We start from the raw sequence: 20,059 nt of genomic DNA on the forward strand, positions 1-20,059 counted from the left end.
AACCGTCAGGTGTACGGTCAGGCGGCGTCGCCGCCCTCTCCAACCGCCCGCTGCTGGAGGTTGCCCCGGTAGATGAGGTAGGGCTCGGCCTGGCCTTCGATCACGGCATCGTCGACCACGACCTTGCTTACGTGATCAAGCGAAGGCAGCTCGTACATGGTGTCAAGCAGCACCTGCTCCAGGATGGTACGCAGACCGCGCGCGCCTGTCTTGCGCTTGAGAGCCTTGCGGGCGATCGCCTGGAGCGCCTCCGGACGGAACTCGAGCTCGGCGCCCTCCATCTCGAACAGCTTGCGGAACTGCTTGGTCACGGCGTTCTTCGGCTCGGTCAGGATCTTCACCAGCGCCGCCTCATCCAGCTCGTCCAGCGTGGCGATCACGGGGAGACGACCGACGAATTCAGGGATCAGGCCGAACCGCACCAGGTCGGCGGGCTCCACGTCGGCAAGCACCTTGCCCACATTGGAAGTGCGCTCCTTGGAGCGAACCTCGGCCGAGAAGCCGATGCCGGTGGTTTCCGAGCGCTGCTGGATCACCTTCTCCAGGCCCGCGAATGCGCCGCCACAGATGAACAGGATGTTCTTGGTGTCCACCTGCAGGAATTCCTGCTGCGGATGCTTGCGACCGCCCTGCGGCGGCACCGAGGCCAGCGTGCCCTCGATCAGCTTGAGCAGCGCCTGCTGCACACCCTCGCCCGAGACGTCACGGGTGATCGAGGGGTTCTCGCTCTTGCGCGAGATCTTGTCGATCTCGTCGATGTAGACGATGCCCGACTGCGCCTTCTCGACGTCGTAGTCGCACTTCTGCAGCAGCTTCTGGATGATGTTCTCGACATCCTCGCCCACGTAGCCGGCTTCGGTCAGCGTGGTGGCGTCGGCGATGGTGAACGGCACGTTGAGGAGACGGGCGAGCGTCTCGGCCAGCAGGGTCTTGCCCGAGCCAGTCGGCCCGATCAACAGGATGTTGGACTTGCCGAGTTCGACCTCGTCGCCCTTCTGGCGCGACTCCATCCGCTTGTAGTGGTTGTACACAGCGACCGCCAGCGCCTTCTTGGCGCGGGTCTGGCCGACCACGTACTGGTCGAGCGTCTCCATGATCTCGCGGGGCTTCGGCAAGTGCGTACGCCCGGAGGCGGCCTTCTCCTCCAGCTCCTCGCGGATGATGTCGTTGCAAAGCTCCACGCATTCATCGCAGATGAACACGGACGGGCCGGCGATCAGCTTGCGCACTTCATGCTGGCTCTTGCCGCAGAAGGAGCAGTAGAGAATCTTGCCGCTGTCGGTGGAACGCCCCTGCCGCTCGTCGCTCATGCTAATGATCCTGCCTTTGAATCGGTTTTCGGCCCGAGAATAGCACAGGGCTCCGCGCCTGAATCGAGGCGCGGAGCCCGCTGGAGACCTGAGTTTGAAGCCGGATCAGGCCGACTTGACGGTATCGACCGCCCGGCGGTCGAGAACGGCATCGATCAGGCCATATTCCTTCGCCGCCTCGGCGCTCATGAACCGGTCGCGCTCCATATCGCGCTCGATCTTCTCCAGCGGCTGGCCGGTATGGTCGACGTAGATCTGGTTCAGACGCCGACGGAGATACAGAATCTCCTGCGCCTGGATCTCGATGTCGGTGGCCTGACCCCGGGCACCACCGGAGGGTTGGTGGATCATCACCCGGGAGTTCGGCAACGAATACCGCTTGCCCTTGGCCCCGGCCATCAGCAACAGCGAAGCCGCACTGCAGGCCTGGCCGACGCACATGGTGCTCACGTCGGGCTTGATGAATTGCATCGTGTCGTAGATCGCCAGTCCGGCGGTGACCACACCACCGGGGCTGTTGATGTACAGATGGATGTCCTTCTCCGGGTTCTCCGACTCCAGGAACAGCATCTGCGCGACCAGCAGGTTGGCGACGTGATCGTTCACCTCGCCGACCAGGAAGATCACCCGCTCCTTCAACAGGCGCGAGTAGATGTCGTAGGAGCGCTCGCCGCGAGCCGTCTGCTCGACGACCATGGGCACCAGGTTGAGGTTCGTAATTGGATCCATGGTCATCTCTCCAGCCATTGGCCTGAACGTACTACCCGAGAATACGCGACTCAGGCACCCGCCGGGCGCATGACCTCGTCGAAGCTCAGGTTCTGGACCGTGGTGCTGGCATGCTCCGCCACCCACTCGGCCACCTGGTCTTCCATCACGCGATTCTGCAGCCCGGACATCAACTGGGGGTCCGAGTTGTACAGTTCAATGACCTGCTCCGGCTCCTCGTAGGTCGAGGCGATGGCCGCAAGCTGCTCGGCCACACGCTTGCGATCGACCACCAGCTCATTCTTGCGGGCGATCTCACCCATCAGCAGGCCGGCGAGCACCCGCTTGCGCGCCATTGGCATGGCGGCATCGATGAGCTGCGGCGGGGGCTGTTGCCCCTTCGGCACACTTCCGGCTGCGAGCGCGCGGGCCTCCGACTGAACCATCAGGTTCGGCACGTCGACCTCTGCATAGGTGTCGGCCAGCTTCTCGGCAACCTCGGCCTTCAGGCGCCCCATCAGGGTCGCCTTGAGCTCACGTTCAAGGTTGGCCCGAACTTCCTTGCGGAAGGTCTCGAGATCACCATCGACGATACCGAAAAGCTTGGCGAACTCGGCATCGACCTCAGGCAGCTTCGGTTCCTGAACCTTGATGACCTTGAAAGCCACCTTCGCGGTCTTGCCAGCGAGGTTTTCGTTGCGAAAGTCAGCGGGAAAATCGATGTCGGCACTGAACTCCTCAGCCGCGCTGCGGCCGGTCAGCGCGTCATCGAGCGCCTTGAACAGGGTGCCCGAGCCGAGCACGCTGCCCGCCCGCTCCAGACCTTCGGACGGGAAGCGGTATTCACCTGCCTCGGCGGAGTATTCGAACATCACGAAGTCGCCTTCCGCGGACGCGCGCTCGACCTCGTCGAAGGAGCGACGCTGCTGGCGGAGGGTTTCGATCATCTTTTCGATATCGGCCTCGGTCACTTCCGAAACCGGGCGCTGGACGGCAAGGGCGGCTACGTCGATGCTCGGGAACTCCGGCATCACCTCGAAAGTGGCGGTGTAGGAGATCTCGCCATTCTCCGGAGTACCGGTGGTATCTACCGACGGGTTCGCCACCGGCCGCAGGTTCTCCTGGTCGAACGCCTCGCGCAGCGTGGTCCCGATCAGGTCAGACAGGACCTCGCCACGGACCTGAGCGCCGAAACGCTGCTGGATCACGGTGGTCGGCACCTTGCCGGGGCGGAAGCCCTTCAGCCGGACGGTACGGCCCATCTCCGCGATGCGCGCACTGACCTGCGACTCGAAGCGCTCTGCGGGAAATTTCACCGTGAGCTTGCGCTCGAGCTTGCCGACGTTCTCAACCGAAACCTGCATGACGACTCCTGGATTTTCCTGGGTAATGGGGCCTGTCACAGGCTCCAAGGCGGCCGGCAGCCGCCACAACTGAACAAACAAGGGATGGTGCGAAAGGCGGGACTCGAACCCGCACGGTGTTACCCGCCAGAACCTAAATCTGGTGCGTCTACCAGTTCCGCCACTTTCGCAAGCCGCCTACCAAGCGCCGCAAGCCATGGATTTGCAAAACAATTCGCAAGCCCGCAGGAAGCGGAACGCAAGCTGTCTCGCCCACCCTGCCTTGTGCTGCTAAGTCGATGATTCCCTTACGCGAAAGCCCGCTATTCTAGGATCCTGCAAGCCCGCAGTACAAGCGCCCGCGGGCTCATTCCAGGCATGGATGCGACCACCGGCCCCACAAGCAAAGACGCCGGTCGTTTCCGACCGGCGTCTTGCGAATTGGTGGGCCGTGTAGGATTCGAACCTACGACCAATTGATTAAGAGTCAACTGCTCTACCAGCTGAGCTAACGGCCCTGAAACTTCAAATTTGGGGTGAGCGATGGGATTCGAACCCACGACATCCGGAATCACAATCCGGGACTCTAACCAGCTGAGCTACGCCCACCATAAAACTGTTTGTTGGCGCGCCCGACAGGACTCGAACCTGCAACCGTCGGCTTAGAAGGCCGATGCTCTATCCGGTTGAGCTACAGGCGCAGTCACCGCATGGCAGAGCCCAGCGTGGTCGGGGCAGAGGGATTCGAACCCCCGACTTTTGCGTCCCAAACGCAACGCTCTACCAGACTGAGCTATACCCCGCCAGAGACACCGATCACTATCGCTACGCGAAGCTCTCGAATGCTACGGGTGACGTACCGTCCAGTCAATCCGTATTCGAGCACACCAGACTAGAAACTTGCCTGGCCGCAGTGCGATGTTCTGCCCCGCGAACTGGAAACCACCGCTAGCGGTGACTCCCGTCCTGAAGTTGGCGCGCCCGGAGAGATTCGAACTCCCGACCGCCTGGTTCGTAGCCAGGTACTCTATCCAGCTGAGCTACGGGCGCACACTTCAAAACTTTTGATTCACCAGCGTCTCAAGCGTTGCGAGAGGCGCCGAACCGAGAAGCGGAATTATTCAGATACAGCGCGCAGGCGTCAACACTTTTTTGCAAAAATTTTTCGTCTTCCTCGGGACCGACCGGTAACTCGATGACCAGATCTGCAACGTTTGGCCGTCCAAACGAGAAGCGCCGCGAGTGACCGCGGCGCGTCCGTATCCATCGCGCGCCGACGATCAACTCTGGATGGCGGGATTGCCCAGCTTGGTGGACCCGGCGTCCCCTCGCGGCGGCAGCGGTGGCACCGGACCGGAGGAGCCTCCCGACTTGTTCCAGTCCGCTGGCGGACCGGGAACGCGGCCGGCCATGATCTCATCGATCTGATGCGCATCGATGGTCTCGTACTGGAGCAGCGCTTCGGCCATCACATGGAGCTTGTCGATGTTCTCGGTAAGCAGCTGCCTGGTTCTCGCATAGGCCCTGTCCAGGATGCCCCGCACGACAGCGTCGATCTTGCTCGCCGTCTCGTTGGAGATGCTCTTGTGCTGGGTTACCGAACGCCCGAGGAACACCTCGTCCTCGTCCTCACCATAGGTAATGGGACCGAGCTCGTCCGACAGACCCCACTTCGTGGCCATGTTGCGGGCCATCTTGGTGGCGCGCTCGATGTCATTGGAGGCGCCAGTGGTCACCTTGTCCGCACCAAAAATGATCTCTTCGGCGACGCGCCCGCCGTAGAGGGAGCACAACTGCGACTGGATCGCGACCCGGTTGATGCTGTACTTGTCATTCTCCGGCAGATACATGGTGACACCCAGCGCCCGACCACGCGGAATGATCGTCACCTTGTAGACCGGGTCATGCTCGGGTACGAGGCGACCCACGATCGCATGTCCTGCCTCGTGGTAGGCCGTAAGCTTCTTTTCGTCCTCGCTCATCGCCATGGAGCGCCGCTCGGCGCCCATGAGGATCTTGTCGCGAGCCTTGTCCAGGTGCGTCATACGGACCTCACGCGCGTTTTCGCGCGCGGCAAACAGGGCTGCCTCATTGACGAGGTTGGCCAGGTCCGCACCCGAAAAGCCTGGCGTACCACGAGCGATCACCATCGGGTCGACGTCGCTGGCCATCGGAACCTTGCGCAGATGCACCTTGAGGATCTGCTCCCTGCCCTTCACGTCCGGTAGTCCGACCACCACCTGGCGGTCGAAGCGGCCCGGCCGCAGCAGTGCCGGATCGAGCACGTCGGGCCGGTTGGTCGCGGCGATGACGATGATGCCCTCGGTACCTTCGAAGCCATCCATCTCGACCAGCAGCTGGTTGAGCGTCTGCTCGCGCTCGTCGTGACCGCCTCCCAGACCGGCGCCACGGTGGCGACCGACCGCGTCGATCTCGTCGATGAAGATGATGCAGGGAGCATGCTTCTTGGCCTGCTCGAACATGTCGCGAACGCGGCTGGCACCCACACCCACGAACATTTCGACGAAGTCCGAGCCGGAGATGGAGAAGAACGGTACTTTCGCCTCTCCGGCGATCGCCTTGGCCAGCAGCGTCTTGCCGGTACCCGGGGGACCGACCATCAGGACGCCGCGCGGGATCTTGCCACCGAGCTTCTGGAACTTGCCCGGGTCGCGGAGGAATTCGACCAACTCGCCCACTTCCTCCTTGGCTTCGTCACAACCGGCCACATCGGAGAAATTCACCTTGACCTGGTCTTCGCCCTGCAGCTTGGCGCGGGAGCGCCCGAAGCTCATCGCTCCGCGTCCGCCAGCGCCGGACTGCATCTGTCGCATGAACCAGATGAACACCGCCGCGATCAGGATCACCGGCAGCCAGCTGATCAGAAGGTTCATCAACGAGAACCCGGGAGCGGCATCCTGGCGGACCTCCACCCCCTTCTCCTGCATCTGCTTGACCACTGAATTGGTGGAAAAGCCCAGAACCGGCGCCACGGTCCGGAAGCTGCTTCCATCCTTGAGCTTGCCGCTGATGGTCGCGGGGTTCTCCGCGCTGATCGTGGCGCTGGATACGTTGCCGTTGTCGACGTTCTGCACGAACGCGCTGTACGGTAGATCCGAAGCGGCACCACCGTGCGGGTTGAAGCTCTGGAACACGGCGATGAGCACCACCGCGATGATCAGCCAGAGCAACAGGTTTTTCGCCATCTCGTTCATGCGCGGTTTCCGCCCGGTTGCGCGCCCGGAGCCTTGAGCCCCGTTGCCAGCGCGTATACCTCCCGCGAACGCGCGCGGGAAGCCTTAGGTTTACGCATAGTCACGCGCGAAAAGTCCGCACGCAAGCTACGCAGGTAATCGTCGAAGCCCGTTCCCTGGAACAGCTTAATGAGGAACGACCCGCCAGGCTTGAGCCACTGCTTGCTGAAATCCAGCGCCAGTTCAGCCAGATCCATGGACCGGATCTGGTCGGCCAAGGCCACGCCACTCATATTGGGGGCCATGTCCGAGAGGACAAGATCGAGCTTCTTTCCGTCCAGCATGGCCTCCAGTTGCGACAAAACGTCCGCCTCGCGGAAGTCGCCCTGCAGGAACTCGACCCCCGCGATGCCCTGCATCGGCAGGATATCCAGCGCCACGACACGGCCGGTATCGCCCAGCCGCTGCCGCACCAGCTGCGACCAGCCCCCCGGGGCCGCCCCGAGGTCGACCACGGAAATGCCGGGCTTGAGCAGGTGGTCGCGTTCGATCAGCTCCTCCAGCTTGTAGACGGCACGCGAGCGCACGCCCTCGGCCTGCGCCTTCTTCACATACACGTCGTCGAAATGCTCCCGCAGCCAGCGGGAACTGCTTTTGCTGCGGGACATGACCGGCAACACCACAGATACGGAAACGGTCGGCATGATAACCTTTGCGGTCCTGCAACCGCGAATCGAGCATCGGTCCCCATGGCCCTGTCCCCCTCCCAGCGGCGCTACCTGCGCAGCCTCGCCCACGATCTGAACCCCGTGATCCTGCTCGGAGCGAAGGGAGCGACCGAGGCCGTGGTGAAGGAACTGGGCCAGGCGCTCGACCACCATGAGCTGGTGAAGGTGAAGCTCTCCGGCGGTGACAAGGACGAGCGCCAGTCACAGATCGATTTCCTCATCGAGGGCACCGGCGCGGAGAACGTGCAGGAGATCGGCCACATCGTGGTGCTGTTCCGTCGCAACGCCGACGACCCGAAGCTTGCCCTGCCGCGCTGATGGATCTCTCGCTCGACCTGCCCGGCTCCTTCCTGTTCGTACGGCGTACCGCCGCGAGGAGCATTACCGTGGTCGACCGGGAGATCGCCGCCAGCTTCGTGCTGGCCCCGGATCGGCTGCTGGAGGACTGGCCCGTCGCTGACGCCCGGATGTTGGCCACCTCCCACGCCGAGACGGTGCTCGGACTGCAGCCTGAACTGGTGTTGCTCGGCAGCGGTGAGCACCAGGTATTCCCGCCGATGGCCTTCCTTGCCGCCTTTCTGGGCAAGGGTATCGGCATCGAAGTGATGGACAACGCTGCGGCCGCCCGCACCTACGACCTGCTCGCCGCCGAGGGCCGCCGAGTCGTGGCCTGCTTCATTCTTCCGGGCAACTGACCGGGTTCCGCGCCTGCTCAGCGGGCAGGCAGGAAGTCCATGGGATTGACCGGATTGCCATTGCGGCGGATCTGGAACTGCAGTTCGTCCTGCGAGGCCCCGGTCGACCCCATCTCCGCGATGACCTGGCCGGCGGACACCCGCTGCCCCTCCTTCACGAGGCGCTTGCGGTTGTGCCCGTAGGCAGAAAGGAAGTCGTCGTTGTGCTTGACGATGATGAGCTCCCCATAGCCCACCAACCCGTTGCCGCTGTAGACCACCACGCCATCGGCGGCAGCCCGGACCGGGCTTCCCGCGCGCCCGCCGATCTCGATCCCGGGGATCGCGTCGCCGCTCTGGAACCCCTTGATCACGGTGCCGTCCGCCGGCCAGCGCCAGGCGATGCCACTGACCCGGCGAGACCCGCCGGGCGGCAAGGCTGGGGCAGGCGGCGGAGCCGGGCTCTGGACCGCAGCCTCGCCCGCTACCGGAACCGCATCACCCGCAGCAGGCACGGAGGCGGAATGTGCAGTGGCGGGTGCCACGGGTGCTCTGGCGACCGTCGGTACTTCAGCGCGGGATGCGGATGAGGTGCGCTCCGGTGCGCGGGCGACGGAACGCGCCGGCTCAGCCGGTCGGGACTTGCTGCTCGCGCCCGAGGGGTGCATGAGCAGCACCTGCCCGGGCCAGATCGTGTACGGCGCCGAGATTCCGTTCCACTGCGCCACGTCGCGGAAGTCCTTGCCGTGGCGGAAAGCGATGGAGTACAGCGTGTCGCCCTTCTCCACCCGGTAGGTGCCGGACGCGCCGGGATGAGTAATGACGCGGGATGGAGCCCGATACGACGGAGCGCTCCGGCTGGTCGGCTGCACCACGACCGAACGGGGTGTCCCGCACGCCGCCAACAGACAGGCCGCGGCCGCCAACCCGAACGCCTGGAGATGTCCTTTCATGCCCCGAAGCATACCGATGCCGGCCCGGCCTGCCCATGCACGGTCAGCGGCAAACCGGACGCTCAACGCCACAGGACCCACCACGCGCCCAGCCCCGCGAGAATGACCACGGTCGCCCAGCCGATCCGCTCGATGTTCCGATGCAACACCTGCTCGGCACGCTCGCCGACCAGCCGCACCAACAGCGCCAGCAGCCAGACCCGCTTGCCGCGACCCACGGCCATGCAGGCGAGGAACGGCAGCAGCGGCACGCCGACGATGCCGGCAGCCCATGTCACGAACTTCATCGGGATCACCGGCTGCAGCGCGGCGAGCATCAACGCGCCGAGCATGGCCAGCCAGTGCCGGTTCATGTCGTCCCGCAGGTGCCCGACCCAGGTACCGATGGTCTGCTGCATGCCGGGGCTCAGCAGCGGGTGGATGCCCTGGTACGCCCAGTGCCCCAACGCATAGCCGACCAGCGAGCCGAGCAGGGAAAACAGCAGGCTGATGTTGGCGTAAAAGAAAGCCTTGTGCCGACGTCCCAGCATCATCGGCGCGAGCATCACCTCCGGCATCACCGGGAAGATGAAAGCCTCGATGAAGCTCAGTCCACACAGGTAGGGCACCGCGCGGGGATGGCGCGCCCAGACCAGCGCCCGCGCATACAGCGCGCCGAACAATCGCATCAGCCGATGCCCCCCAGCAGCGGCACGAAGCTCACCGGGCCGAGCTCCTCCTGCACGAAGTCGCCCTTCCCGTCACCGCGCATGCGTATCAGCGTCTGGCTGCTCGGCGACCCGACCGGGGCCACCAGCACGCCGGTCGGCGTCATCTGATCGAGGATGGCGTGGGGAATCGCATCGCCTGCGGCAGTGAGGATCACCGCATCGAACGGCCCCTCGTCCGGCCAACCCAGCTTGCCGTCGTCATAACGCGAGCGCAGGTTGGTGATACCCAGCTGACGGAAGCGGCGACGCGCCTGGCGAAGCAGTTCCTCGATCCGTTCGACGGTGTAGACCTGCGGCACCAGCGCGGACAGCACGGCCGCCTGGTAGCCGGAGCCGGTGCCGATCTCCAGCACTTTCTGCGGCATGCCGAACTCGAGCAGTGCCTCGGTCATCCGCGCCACTACCCAGGGCTGGGAGATGGTCTGGCCATGGCCGATCGGCAGCGCGGTGTTCTCGTACGCGCGCGAATGCAGCGCCTGGTCGATGAAGTGATGCCTCGGCAGATTGCGGATCACGTCGATCACGCGGGCATCCTGTATGCCGCTCTCCTTCAGAGTGGCGGCCAGGCGGTCCCGCGCGCGTTGCGAGGTCATGCCCTCGCCCTTGAGTGCCGACGGCGGCAGCGGATGGATGTTCATCGCTCAGGCTGCCTCGTCGTCGATCGCATCGCTCATTGCCTGCATCCAGCCGCTCACCTTGTCCAGCGCCTGGTAGCGGGTGAGATCGACGTGGATCGGCGTCACCGAGACATAGCCGCGTCGCACGGCATCGAAGTCGGTGCCGGGGCCATCGTCCTCGGCGGGGCCTGCCGGCCCGATCCACCAGATCGGGCGCCCGCGGGGGTCGTTCTGCTCGATGCACGCCGCAGCCCGATGACGCTTGCCCAACCTGGCCACCTCGAAACCGCGGATCTGCTCCCAGGGGAGGTCCGGCACATTGACGTTGAGGATGGTGTCGGCCGGCAACGGATCGACCAGCAGGCGCTCCATCAGCAGGCGCACGGCCCGCGCGGCCGATTCGTAATGCTCGCCCCGGTGATCCTTGCTGACCAGCGACACGGCGATCGCCGGCAGGCCGAGGAAGCGTCCCTCCATCGCGGCCGACACGGTGCCGGAATAGATCACGTCATCGCCGAGGTTGGCCGAATTGTTGATTCCCGAAACGACGATGTGCGGCTCCTCGTCGAGCAGGCCTGACAGTGCAAGATGCACGCAGTCGGTAGGCGTCCCGGCAACGCGGTAGTAGCCGTTGTCCATGCGGGCGACGCGGATCGGAGCGTCCAGGGTAAGCGAGTTGCTGGCACCGGAGCGATCCCGGTCGGGCGCCACCACGGTTACTTTCCCCACCGCGCCGAGGCGCTCGGCGAGCACGCGGATGCCCGGTGCATCCACGCCATCATCGTTGCTTACCAGGACTCGCATGCTGTTCCGTCGAATGGCCGTGAACGGGGCGTCGCCAAACCGGCCTGCGCCACCAAGTGCAGGGCTTCGAGTCTAACCGAGCGGCCAACCTGTTTCACGAGAAAACCGGCCGAACAGGCTGTCCCGGATCGAAGTCCATTCGTTAGCATGGCGGCATGAAGCGCCGCGCTCCCATCACGGTCACCGAGGACGACGCTCGCCTGTTCCGGGAGGCGATCGGCGAGGTCCGCCGGCTGGAGGCCGAACCGGCTCCGCAGGCAGGCCCGCGCCCGGAGCCGCGGGCACGGATGCTGGAGGCAGACGAGGCGGCGGTGCCCGGCGAACTGCTCGACATGGCCTTCGATCCCGCCCTTATGGAGGTCGGCGAGGAACTGGGCTTCCTGCAGGACGGTTACCCGCCGAAACTGCTCAAACAGCTCAAGCGCGGCCAGTTCAGCGTGCAGGACGACCTGGACCTGCACCACATGAACGCCGCGGCAGCACAGGCCAGCATCGCCGATTTCCTGGCCGAGGCGAAGGAACGGGGCCTGCGCTGCGTGCGCATCGTGCATGGCAAGGGATTGCGCTCCAAATCCGCCGGCCCGGTGCTCAAGGCACTGACCGACCGCCTGCTGCGCCGGCGCGCGGACGTGATCGCCTTCGCCTCCGCACGTCCGGCGCAAGGCGGCACCGGAGCGGTGGTTGTACTGCTGGCGGCACGCCGCTAGCGGCGGCACTCAGCCGATCGTGGCCAGCTCGCGGATCACCGTCGTGGCATAGGCGCCCGCCGGCAGCTCGAAGCGCAGCTCGAGCGCGTCCGCAGATAGCCAGTTCCAGGCCAGCCCGGCGGGCAGCAGGCGTAGCGCACGCCGGTCGTGACTCATCCGCGCAGCGGTCAATCCATCGGCAAGATCCTGCCAGCCGGCCGCGATGCGCTGCTCCAGCTCAGCCACCGCACCCTGCGAGGCCGGATCGCCCTCACCCCACAACGGACCTGTCGGATGGATATCGCCCTGCGCCAGCCGCCCGGCCAGCACCGCATCGAACGGCTCCGGGCCGAACCAGGAGCGGGACCCCGCCAGCGCCCAGATCTCGCCCTCCAATGCGGTGTCCCAGTTGCCCTGCTCCACCCGCTCGGCCAGCACGCTGTTGAAGATCTGCGAGCGCGCAGCTGAGAGCAGCAGGCTGCGCTTGTCGCGGTCGACCCGACGCCCGGCGAACATCGCTCGGGCCTGGGCCAGGTTGCCACCCTCCCGACCGAAACGCTGCTCGCCGAAATAGTTCGGCACCCCTCGCGCGGACATCTGCTGCAGCACCCGCTCGGCCGTCTCGCGGTCGCCCCGGACTTCGCGCAGGACGATCACGAAGCGGTTGCCGCGCAGACCGCCGCGCTTGAGCTTGCGGCCGTGGCGCGTGGCGGTAAGCACCTTCACCTCCTCGTAGGGGAAGGCCGACCAGTCCGGATCCGCGCGCCCGGGGAGCTGCACGGAGAACGCCTGGCGGGTGACCGCATGGCGATCCTTCAACCCGGCATAGCCCACGTTGACCGGTGGCACGCCCGCGAACTTCGCCAGCTCCCGGGCCACCCAGTCGGTGTTGGCGCCGCGCTTCTCCACCCACAGCAGGGCGTGCTCGCCGGCACCATCGGCGTCGTAGCCGAGCAGTTCCTCGACCTGGAAATCCTCGGGCGTGGCGCGCAGCCGGGCGGTCAGCGGCACCGGGCCGTAGGCGGTGGGCAATTCGGAAACGGACATGGCACTCCGCCGGCCGCGCCGGCATGCAGGAAAGCGTTACATCAGGAACAGCGTGGCCAGACCAAGGAAGATGAAGAAGCCGCCGCTGTCGGTCATGAAGGTGAGGAACACGCTGGCACCCAGCGCCGGATCGCGCCCCAGACGGATCAGCGCCATCGGGATACCCACGCCCATGAACGCCGCCAACAGCAGGTTCAGTGTCATGGCGGCGGTCATGACCAGGCCGAGCATCGGACTGTCGTACAGCAGCGCCGCAACGGCGCCGATCACCCCGCCCCAGATCAGGCCGTTGAACAGCGCCACGCCCAGCTCCTTCTGCCATAGCCGGCGGATCGCATTGGGATTGACCTGGTCCAATGCCGAGGCACGCACGATCATCGTGATGGTCTGGTTGCCCGAGTTGCCTCCGATACCGGCGACGATGGGCATCAGGGTGGCCAGCGCCACCAGCTTCTCGATCGAATTCTCGAACAGGCCGATCACGCGGGACGCCAGGAACGCGGTCACCAGGTTGATCGCCAGCCAGCTCCAGCGGTTGCGCACCGAGGCCCAGATCGAGGCGAAGATGTCTTCTTCCTCGCGCAGGCCGCCGCGGCTGAGCGACTCGCTCTCGCCCTCCTCGCGGATCACGTCGACCATCGCGTCGATGGTGATGCGCCCGATCAGGTGATTGCCCTCGTCGACCACCGGGGCGGTCACCAGGTCGTAGCGCTCGAATGCCTGGGCCACCTCGTAGGCGTCATCACCCGGGTGAAACGTGTTGACGTCCGGCGCCATCAGCTCACCGACCATCCGGTCGGGCGGATTGACCAGCAACCAGTGCAGCGGCAGCACGCCGGTCAGCACGTTGTCGCTGTTGACCACGAACAGCTTGTCGGTCTGTGGGGGAAGCTCATCGAAACGCCGCAGGTAGCGCAGGACGGTCTCCAGACTGACGTCCTCGCGGATCGTCACCATCTCGAAGTCCATCAGCGCGCCGATCTGGTCGTCCTCGTAGGACAGCGCCGACTGCAGCTGCTCGCGCTGCTGCGCGTCGAGGCTGGCCATCAGCTCGGGCAGCACTTCGGTCGGCAGGTCCTCGACCAGGTCGGCCAGTTCGTCGGCGTCCAGCGGCTCGACCGCGGCCATGATCTCGCCCTGGTCCATGTCCGCGATCAGCGATTCGCGGACCGCGTCGGACACTTCCAGCAGGATCTCGCCGTCGCGGTCCGAGCGCACCCGCTGCCAGACGGCCAGACGCTCGTCCAGCGGCAGCGACTCGAGGATGAAGGCGATGTCGGCCGGATGCAGCGGCTCGAGCTGCTGCTGCAGCACCTCGCCGCTGTCCTTCAGGGCCTCGGCGATCGGCGCACGGGCCACCGGATCGGCATCGGCATCGCGCAGCGCGTCGAGTTCATCGCGCATCCGCTGCTGCTGGCGCAACAGGTCGACGATGGTGTCCAGCTGCTCCTGCAGCCGTTGGCCGGCGCCGCGAGCCTCGATCTCGCTCATGTGCGTTCCAGCAGTACGCAGGCCTGGGCGGCGATGCCTTCGCCGCGACCGGTGAAGCCAAGCTTCTCGGTGGTGGTCGCCTTGATGCTGATGCGGTCGATACCGCAGCCCAGGTCGGCCGCCAGGTACTCGCGCATCTGCTGCGCATGAGGGCCGACCTTCGGCGCCTCGGCGATCACGGTGACGTCGGCGTTGCCTAGCCGGTAGCCCTGTTCTTTCATCAGCCGCGCGGCATGACGCAGGAACTGCCGGCTGTCGGCATCGCGCCACTGCGGGTCGGACGGGGGAAAGTGCTTGCCGATGTCACCCATCGCCAGCGCGCCGAAGATCGCATCGCACAACGCATGGATCACCACGTCGCCGTCCGAGTGTGCGACCAGACCACGGTCGTGCGGCACGCGCACACCGCCGAGGGTGACGAAATCGCCCTCGCCGAATGCGTGCACGTCGAAACCTTGTCCAATCCTCACCGTGTCACTCCTCATCCGCCGGCGCCGTGCGCCCGAGCAGGAACTCGGCCAGCGCGAAATCCGCCGCGGTGGTCACCTTGATGTTGTCTTCCGCGCCCTCCACCAGCAATGGCGCGTAACCCGCCAGCTCCATCGCCATCGCCTCGTCGCTGACGGTAACGCCTCGACGTGACGCTTCGCGCAAGGCCGCCGAGAGTGCTCCGCGGCGGAACATCTGTGGCGTGAAGGCCCGCCAGCGCTGGTCGCGTGGCTCGGTGAGCGCGCTGCGGCCGACTTCGTCCGCCCGCTTGAGCGTATCGCGCAGCGGTGCGCCGAGCAGCCCGCCCTCCCCTGTGCCAGCCAGCTCGATCAATCGGGATATGTCGTCCAGCCGGACGCAGGGCCGGGCAGCATCATGTACCAGCACGTGCTCGGCCTCACCGACCCCGGGCGGCAGGGCCTGCAGCCCCGCCAGCACGGAGTCGCAGCGTTCGGCACCGCCGGCAGTCGTCTGTATCGGCTTTCCGCGCAGGCTGGACAACCCCGGCCAGAGCTCGTCGCCCGGCGAGAGCACCACCATCAGACCGGCGACGCGCCGATGCCGCGCCAGCCGGTCCAGCGTGTGCTCGATCAGCAGCCGGCCGCCGATCGGCAGGTACTGCTTGGGCCGATCGCCACCGACGCGCAGACCACGCCCGGCCGCCGGGACCACGCACCACAGGCCCGGTGCGCTCATGGCGTTCCGCTGCTGGCCGGCGCCGCCGCTGCGGAGCCCGCGGCGGCGGGCCCTTCCACCACCTGGTAGAAGGTCTCGCCCGGCTTGATCAGACCAAGCTCGGCGCGGGCGCGCGCTTCGACGGCCTGTTCGCCGCTCTTCAGGTCGGTGACGTCGGCGGCGAGCGCCTGGTTGCGCTGCTGCAGGCGCTGGTTCTCGTCGGTCTGCTTCTTCACCGCCGCACGCAGGGTATCGACCTCGCGCATGCCGCCCGCGTCGCTCCACAGCTTGAACTGCAGAGCGATCAGCAATGCGATCAGGATCAGCGCGACCCAGCGCAACACGGCGGCGGGTTCCGGCTCAGCCAGGCAGGCGGCCGAGGCTCGGGAAGGCGTCGCGACCGGCATACCGGGCCGCCGCCCCCAGCGCTTCCTCGATGCGCAGCAGCTGGTTGTACTTGGCCACGCGATCGGTGCGGCACAGCGAGCCGGTCTTGATCTGGGTTGCGGTGGTCGCCACCGCGATATCTGCGATCGTGGTGTCCTCGGTCTCGCCCGAGCGGTGCGAGATGATCGCGCCGTACCTGGCCGCATCGGCCATGGCGATGGCTTCGAGCGTCTCGGACAGCGTGCCGATCTGGTTCACCTTGATCAGGATCGCGTTGGCGATGCCCTTGTCGATGCCTTCCCTGAAGATCGCCGGGTTGGTGACGAACAGGTCGTCGCCGACCACCTGGACGTTCTTGCCGATGGTGTCGGTGAGCAGCTTCCAGCCGGCCCAGTCGCCCTCGGCCATGCCGTCCTCGATGGTGACGATCGGGTACTGCTTGGCCCAGCTGGCCAGCACGTCCACCCACTGCTCGGGGGTGTAGACCTTGCCCTCGCCTTCCAGGTCGTACTTGCCGTCCTTGAAGAACTCCGAGCTGGCCGCGTCCAGGCCCAGCAGGATCTCGCTGCCAACCTTGTAGCCGGCCTTGTCGATCGCCTCGAGGATGGTGTCCAGCGCCTCGATGTTGGAGCGCAGGTTCGGCGCGAAGCCGCCCTCGTCGCCCACGGCGGTGTTCAGGCCCTTGCCCTTGAGCACGCTCTTCAGCGCATGGAAGATCTCGGCGCCGGCGCGCAGCGCCTCGGCGAAGCTGGATGCGCCCACCGGCAGCACCATGAATTCCTGCACATCCACGTTGTTGTCGGCATGGGCACCGCCGTTGATGATGTTCATCATCGGCACCGGCAGCGCACCCGGCTCGCCGGTGGTGCCGTTGATGCCGGCCAGGTACTGCCACAGCGCCTGCTTGCGCTGCGCGGCGACGGCGTGGGCGGCGGCCATCGACACGCCGAGCAGCGCGTTGGCGCCCAGCTTGCCCTTGTTCGGCGTGCCGTCGAGGTTGATCAGCTTGGCATCCAGGCCACCCTGGTTGGCTGCGTCGAAGCCCTTCAGCGCGCTGGCGATGGCGCCGTTGACGTGACCGACCGCGGTCTTGACGCCCTTGCCCAGGTAGCGCGCCTTGTCACCGTCACGCAGCTCCACCGCCTCGCGGGTGCCGGTCGAGGCGCCACTCGGCACCGCCGCACGACCGAAACCACCGCCGGCCAGGCTCACCTCCGCTTCCAGCGTGGGATTGCCGCGGGAGTCGAGGATTTCGCGGGCGTGGATGCGGGTGATCTCGGTGCTCATGGTGGGGTCTACCTGTACAGGGTTAGGAACGGGACATGCCAAGGATAATCAGGCCGGCGGTGGACAGCACCGTGAAAACGGCGATGCCCAGGCCGAGCGAGGCGAACAGTTTGCGGCGGCCAGTCTGGAACAGTCCGCCAAAGCCGAGACCGACGGCGATCAGCGAAACCAGCCCCATCAGAATCACCGCCAGGCCGACCAGGATCGAAGCCGGATCGTCGGCCCCGGTCGGGACACCGCTGGCGCGCAGCGCCCCGGCCACGGCGAAGGTGGCGAACATGCCGACGAAACCGATCGACGCCAGCACGAACGAAGCGATGCCCAGCCCGGAATGACGCGGAGCGGGAGCGGGCGGAACCGCGGAGCGCGGCGGCGGGATCGGAGCCGGTCCCTGCAGTTCCGCCATGCTCAGGCCTGCTCGAGGAAACCGTGCCGCTTGGTCACGGCATCGAGTTCGAGCAGGGTTTCCAGCAGCGCTTCCATCTTGCCCAGCGGCCAGGCATTCGGGCCGTCGGAGAGTGCCTTGTCCGGATCGGGGTGGGTCTCGGCAAACAGACCGTCGATGCCCACCGCCACCGCCGCACGCGCCAGCACCGGCACGAACTCGCGCTGGCCGCCGGAGCTGGTGCCCTGCCCGCCCGGCAGCTGTACCGAGTGGGTGGCATCGAATACCACCGGGCAGCCGGTGTCGCGCATCACGCTCAGCGAGCGCATGTCCGACACCAGATTGTTGTAGCCGAAGCTGACACCACGCTCGCAGACCATGATGTCATCGTTGCCGACCGCCTTGGCCTTGGCCACCACGTGCTTCATGTCCCACGGCGCGAGGAACTGGCCCTTCTTGATGTTCACCGGCTTGCCGGCGCGGGCCACGTTCTGGATGAAGTCGGTCTGCCGACACAGGAAGGCCGGGGTCTGCAGTACGTCGACGACGGCCGCCACCTCGTTCATCGGGGTGTATTCATGCACGTCGGTGAGCACCGGCACGCCGATCTGCCGCTTCACTTCGCCGAGGATGCGCAGGCCTTCCTCCATGCCCGGGCCGCGGAAACTCTGCCCGGAGGATCGGTTGGCCTTGTCGAAGCTGGACTTGAAGATGAAGTTCACGCCGAGCCGGCCGGTGATCTCCTTCAGCCTGCCGGCCACGTCCAGCTGCAGCTGCTCGGACTCGACCACGCAGGGCCCGGCGATCAGGAACAGCCGCTGGTCGAGGCCGACGTCGAAACCACATAGTTTCATGCCACCGACTCCTTCACCGTGGCGAGACGCTCGGCGCTCTCCACCGCCTTGTATTCGCGCGCCGCACGCACGAAGCCGATGAACAGCGGATGGCCGTCGCGCGGAGTCGAAGTGAATTCCGGATGCGCCTGGCAGCCCAGGAACCACGGGTGCTTCTGCTGCGGCAGCTCGACGATCTCCACCAGCAGGTCGTCCATCGACTTGCCGGAAATCACCAGGCCCAGGTCCTCGAACGACTGGCGGTAGCGGTTGTTGAACTCGTAGCGATGGCGATGACGCTCGCGCACCACGTCCTGGCCGTAGAGCTCGCGCGCCAGCGTGCCGGACTTCAGCCGGCACTCCTGCGCCCCCAGACGCATCGTGCCGCCGAGGTCGGAGCGCTCGGTGCGCTGCTCCACCTCGCCGGTGGCGGTGGTCCATTCGGTGATCAGGGCGATCACCGGGTTGCCCGTGTGGCGGTCGTTCTCGCTGGAGTCGGCGTCGGCCAGGCCCGCGACATGGCGGGCGAAATCGACCACCGCGGCATGCATGCCGTAGCAGATGCCGAAGTACGGCACGCGGTGCTCACGGGCGTACTTCGCCGCCAGCACCTTGCCCTCGAAGCCACGCTTGCCGAAGCCGCCCGGCACGAGGATCGCATCGACGTGGCCGAGCACCTTGGCGGCGCCCTCGGCCTCGATCTGCTCCGAATCGATCCACTGCAGGTTCACGCGGGTCTGCTGCTTGATGCCGCCGTGGCGCAGGGCCTCGCCCAGCGACTTGTAGGCGTCCTTGTGCTCGACGTACTTGCCGCAGATCGCGATGGTGACCTCGTCCTTCGGATGCAGCACGGCGTCGACCGTGCGCTGCCAGCCGCTGAGATCGGCCGGCTTGGCGTCCAGGCCGAGCTTCCTCACCACGATGTCGTCCAGGCCCTGGCTGTGCAGCCACAGCGGGGTCTTGTAGATCACGTCCACGTCCACCGCGCTGATCACGGCGTTCTCGGGCACGTTGGTGAACAGCGCGATCTTGCGGCGCTCGCCTTCCGGCAGCGGCTCTTCGCAGCGACACAGCAGGATGTCCGGCTGGATGCCGATCGAACGCAGCTCCTTCACCGAGTGCTGGGTCGGCTTGGTCTTGATCTCGCCGGCGGCGCGGATGTACGGCACCAGGGTGAGGTGCATGAACAGGCACTTCTCCGGCCCATGCTCGATGCGCAGCTGGCGGATCGCCTCCAGGAACGGCAGCGACTCGATGTCGCCGACCGTGCCGCCGATCTCCACCAGCGCCACGTCGAAGCCGCGGGTGGCCTCGTGGATGCAGTGCTTGATCTCGTCGGTGATGTGCGGGATCACCTGCACGGTGGCGCCCAGGTAGTCGCCGCGGCGCTCCTTGCGGATCACCGACTCGTAGATCTTGCCGGTGGTGATCGAGTTCTTGCCGGTCAGGCGGGTGTGGACGAAGCGCTCGTAGTGACCCAGGTCCAGGTCGGTCTCGGCACCATCGTCGGTGACGTAGACCTCGCCGTGCTGGAAGGGGCTCATCGTGCCTGGATCCACGTTGATGTAGGGATCCAGCTTCATCATGGTGACCGAGAGGCCACGCGCTTCCAGGATGGAAGCCAGCGACGCCGCGGCGATGCCCTTGCCGAGCGAGGACACCACACCGCCGGTGACGAAAATCAGGGGGGTCATGGGATGCAGCCGTGCTGGAAATCGGCATTTTACGGGAAGAACGG

General features: G+C 66.0%; 21 protein-coding genes and 6 tRNA genes. 3 read left to right on the forward strand and 24 right to left on the reverse strand.

Going from position 1 to position 20,059, the window contains the following annotated elements; all coding sequences use genetic code 11:
• Window positions 1-17: 17 nt before the first annotated feature.
• The 11 genes from clpX to rlmE form a co-directional block, all read right to left on the reverse strand.
• On the reverse strand, window positions 18-1,310 hold the full coding sequence (gene clpX, locus C693_RS0105020; RefSeq protein WP_017461159.1) for an ATP-dependent Clp protease ATP-binding subunit ClpX: 1,293 nt from the start codon (window positions 1,308-1,310) through the stop codon (window positions 18-20).
• 105 nt (window positions 1,311-1,415) lie between these two features.
• A complete protein-coding gene (clpP, locus tag C693_RS0105025) occupies window positions 1,416-2,039 on the reverse strand; it encodes an ATP-dependent Clp endopeptidase proteolytic subunit ClpP (RefSeq protein ID WP_017461160.1) in 624 nt (207 codons plus the stop codon).
• A 50-nt stretch (window positions 2,040-2,089) separates the two neighbouring features.
• Window positions 2,090-3,382 (reverse strand): trigger factor, encoded by a 1,293-nt coding sequence (gene tig / locus C693_RS0105030; RefSeq protein WP_017461161.1) that lies wholly within the window; start codon window positions 3,380-3,382, stop codon window positions 2,090-2,092.
• Between the two features lie 85 nt (window positions 3,383-3,467).
• Window positions 3,468-3,552 (reverse strand) — tRNA-Leu (locus C693_RS0105035).
• A gap of 251 nt (window positions 3,553-3,803) precedes the next feature.
• Window positions 3,804-3,879: transfer RNA gene (locus C693_RS0105040), tRNA-Lys, on the reverse strand.
• 14 nt (window positions 3,880-3,893) lie between these two features.
• A tRNA-His gene (locus C693_RS0105045) sits at window positions 3,894-3,970 on the reverse strand.
• Between the two features lie 15 nt (window positions 3,971-3,985).
• A tRNA-Arg gene (locus C693_RS0105050) sits at window positions 3,986-4,062 on the reverse strand.
• A 25-nt stretch (window positions 4,063-4,087) separates the two neighbouring features.
• Window positions 4,088-4,164 (reverse strand) — tRNA-Pro (locus tag C693_RS0105055).
• Window positions 4,165-4,334: 170 nt separating this feature from the next.
• Window positions 4,335-4,411 (reverse strand) — tRNA-Arg (locus tag C693_RS0105060).
• A 230-nt stretch (window positions 4,412-4,641) separates the two neighbouring features.
• Complete coding sequence (gene ftsH / locus C693_RS0105065) at window positions 4,642-6,576, reverse strand: ATP-dependent zinc metalloprotease FtsH (protein ID WP_017461162.1); 1,935 nt, start codon at window positions 6,574-6,576, stop codon at window positions 4,642-4,644.
• Window positions 6,573-7,223: a 23S rRNA (uridine(2552)-2'-O)-methyltransferase RlmE gene (gene rlmE / locus C693_RS0105070; protein WP_026107195.1), complete on the reverse strand. Its 651-nt coding sequence runs from the start codon at window positions 7,221-7,223 to the stop codon at window positions 6,573-6,575. The genes ftsH and rlmE overlap by 4 nt, the downstream gene beginning before the upstream one ends.
• 81 nt (window positions 7,224-7,304) lie before the next feature.
• Here rlmE and yhbY point away from each other — a divergent pair, with 81 nt between their 5' ends.
• Window positions 7,305-7,601, forward strand: coding sequence for a ribosome assembly RNA-binding protein YhbY (yhbY, locus tag C693_RS0105075; RefSeq protein ID WP_017461164.1), 297 nt, complete (start codon window positions 7,305-7,307; stop codon window positions 7,599-7,601).
• Entirely contained in the window at window positions 7,601-7,978 is a 378-nt protein-coding gene (locus tag C693_RS0105080) for an Mth938-like domain-containing protein (RefSeq protein WP_017461165.1), read from the forward strand. The genes yhbY and C693_RS0105080 overlap by 1 nt, the downstream gene beginning before the upstream one ends.
• Window positions 7,979-7,995: 17 nt before the next feature.
• On the opposite strand, the gene C693_RS0105085 is transcribed toward C693_RS0105080, so the two are convergent.
• The 4 genes from C693_RS0105085 to surE form a co-directional block, all read right to left on the reverse strand.
• Entirely contained in the window at window positions 7,996-8,910 is a 915-nt protein-coding gene (locus C693_RS0105085) for a peptidoglycan DD-metalloendopeptidase family protein (protein ID WP_241762634.1), read from the reverse strand.
• Window positions 8,911-8,972: 62 nt separating this feature from the next.
• The gene (locus C693_RS0105090; protein WP_017461168.1) at window positions 8,973-9,578 is read right to left on the reverse strand and encodes a YqaA family protein; all 606 of its coding nucleotides are present in this window, start codon (window positions 9,576-9,578) and stop codon (window positions 8,973-8,975) included.
• A complete protein-coding gene (locus C693_RS0105095; RefSeq protein WP_017461169.1) occupies window positions 9,578-10,258 on the reverse strand; it encodes a protein-L-isoaspartate(D-aspartate) O-methyltransferase in 681 nt (226 codons plus the stop codon). The genes C693_RS0105090 and C693_RS0105095 overlap by 1 nt, the downstream gene beginning before the upstream one ends.
• A 3-nt stretch (window positions 10,259-10,261) precedes the next feature.
• Window positions 10,262-11,041 (reverse strand): 5'/3'-nucleotidase SurE, encoded by a 780-nt coding sequence (gene surE / locus C693_RS0105100; protein ID WP_017461170.1) that lies wholly within the window; start codon window positions 11,039-11,041, stop codon window positions 10,262-10,264.
• A gap of 155 nt (window positions 11,042-11,196) precedes the next feature.
• Between surE and C693_RS0105105 the strand changes: the two genes are divergently transcribed.
• Window positions 11,197-11,748 (forward strand): Smr/MutS family protein, encoded by a 552-nt coding sequence (locus C693_RS0105105; protein ID WP_017461171.1) that lies wholly within the window; start codon window positions 11,197-11,199, stop codon window positions 11,746-11,748.
• Between the two features lie 9 nt (window positions 11,749-11,757).
• On the opposite strand, the gene truD is transcribed toward C693_RS0105105, so the two are convergent.
• The 9 genes from truD to C693_RS0105150 are packed head-to-tail and all read right to left on the reverse strand — an operon-like array spanning window position 11,758 to window position 20,015.
• Window positions 11,758-12,774 carry a tRNA pseudouridine(13) synthase TruD gene (truD, locus tag C693_RS0105110; RefSeq protein ID WP_017461172.1) on the reverse strand — a complete coding sequence of 339 codons (1,017 nt, stop codon included), beginning with the start codon at window positions 12,772-12,774 and terminating at the stop codon, window positions 11,758-11,760.
• A 36-nt stretch (window positions 12,775-12,810) separates the two neighbouring features.
• The gene (mgtE, locus tag C693_RS0105115) at window positions 12,811-14,265 is read right to left on the reverse strand and encodes a magnesium transporter (protein ID WP_017461173.1); all 1,455 of its coding nucleotides are present in this window, start codon (window positions 14,263-14,265) and stop codon (window positions 12,811-12,813) included.
• Complete coding sequence (gene ispF / locus C693_RS0105120; protein ID WP_017461174.1) at window positions 14,262-14,735, reverse strand: 2-C-methyl-D-erythritol 2,4-cyclodiphosphate synthase; 474 nt, start codon at window positions 14,733-14,735, stop codon at window positions 14,262-14,264. Before ispF ends, mgtE begins: the two co-directional genes overlap by 4 nt.
• 4 nt (window positions 14,736-14,739) lie before the next feature.
• Window positions 14,740-15,450 (reverse strand): 2-C-methyl-D-erythritol 4-phosphate cytidylyltransferase, encoded by a 711-nt coding sequence (gene ispD, locus C693_RS0105125; RefSeq protein WP_017461175.1) that lies wholly within the window; start codon window positions 15,448-15,450, stop codon window positions 14,740-14,742.
• Entirely contained in the window at window positions 15,447-15,773 is a 327-nt protein-coding gene (ftsB, locus tag C693_RS0105130) for a cell division protein FtsB (RefSeq protein WP_026107197.1), read from the reverse strand. Before ftsB ends, ispD begins: the two co-directional genes overlap by 4 nt.
• 16 nt (window positions 15,774-15,789) lie before the next feature.
• On the reverse strand, window positions 15,790-17,103 hold the full coding sequence (gene eno / locus C693_RS0105135) for a phosphopyruvate hydratase (RefSeq protein ID WP_017461177.1): 1,314 nt from the start codon (window positions 17,101-17,103) through the stop codon (window positions 15,790-15,792).
• A gap of 22 nt (window positions 17,104-17,125) precedes the next feature.
• Complete coding sequence (locus C693_RS0105140) at window positions 17,126-17,509, reverse strand: hypothetical protein (protein WP_017461178.1); 384 nt, start codon at window positions 17,507-17,509, stop codon at window positions 17,126-17,128.
• Between the two features lie 2 nt (window positions 17,510-17,511).
• Window positions 17,512-18,342, reverse strand: a complete 831-nt coding sequence (kdsA, locus tag C693_RS0105145; protein WP_017461179.1) for a 3-deoxy-8-phosphooctulonate synthase — start codon at window positions 18,340-18,342, stop codon at window positions 17,512-17,514.
• Window positions 18,339-20,015 (reverse strand): CTP synthase, encoded by a 1,677-nt coding sequence (locus C693_RS0105150; protein ID WP_017461180.1) that lies wholly within the window; start codon window positions 20,013-20,015, stop codon window positions 18,339-18,341. The genes kdsA and C693_RS0105150 overlap by 4 nt, the downstream gene beginning before the upstream one ends.
• Between the last annotated feature and the right edge of the window lie 44 nt (window positions 20,016-20,059).

Source organism: Dyella ginsengisoli LA-4, from assembly GCF_000334915.1.
Lineage (GTDB): Bacteria > Pseudomonadota > Gammaproteobacteria > Xanthomonadales > Rhodanobacteraceae > Dyella_A > Dyella_A ginsengisoli_A.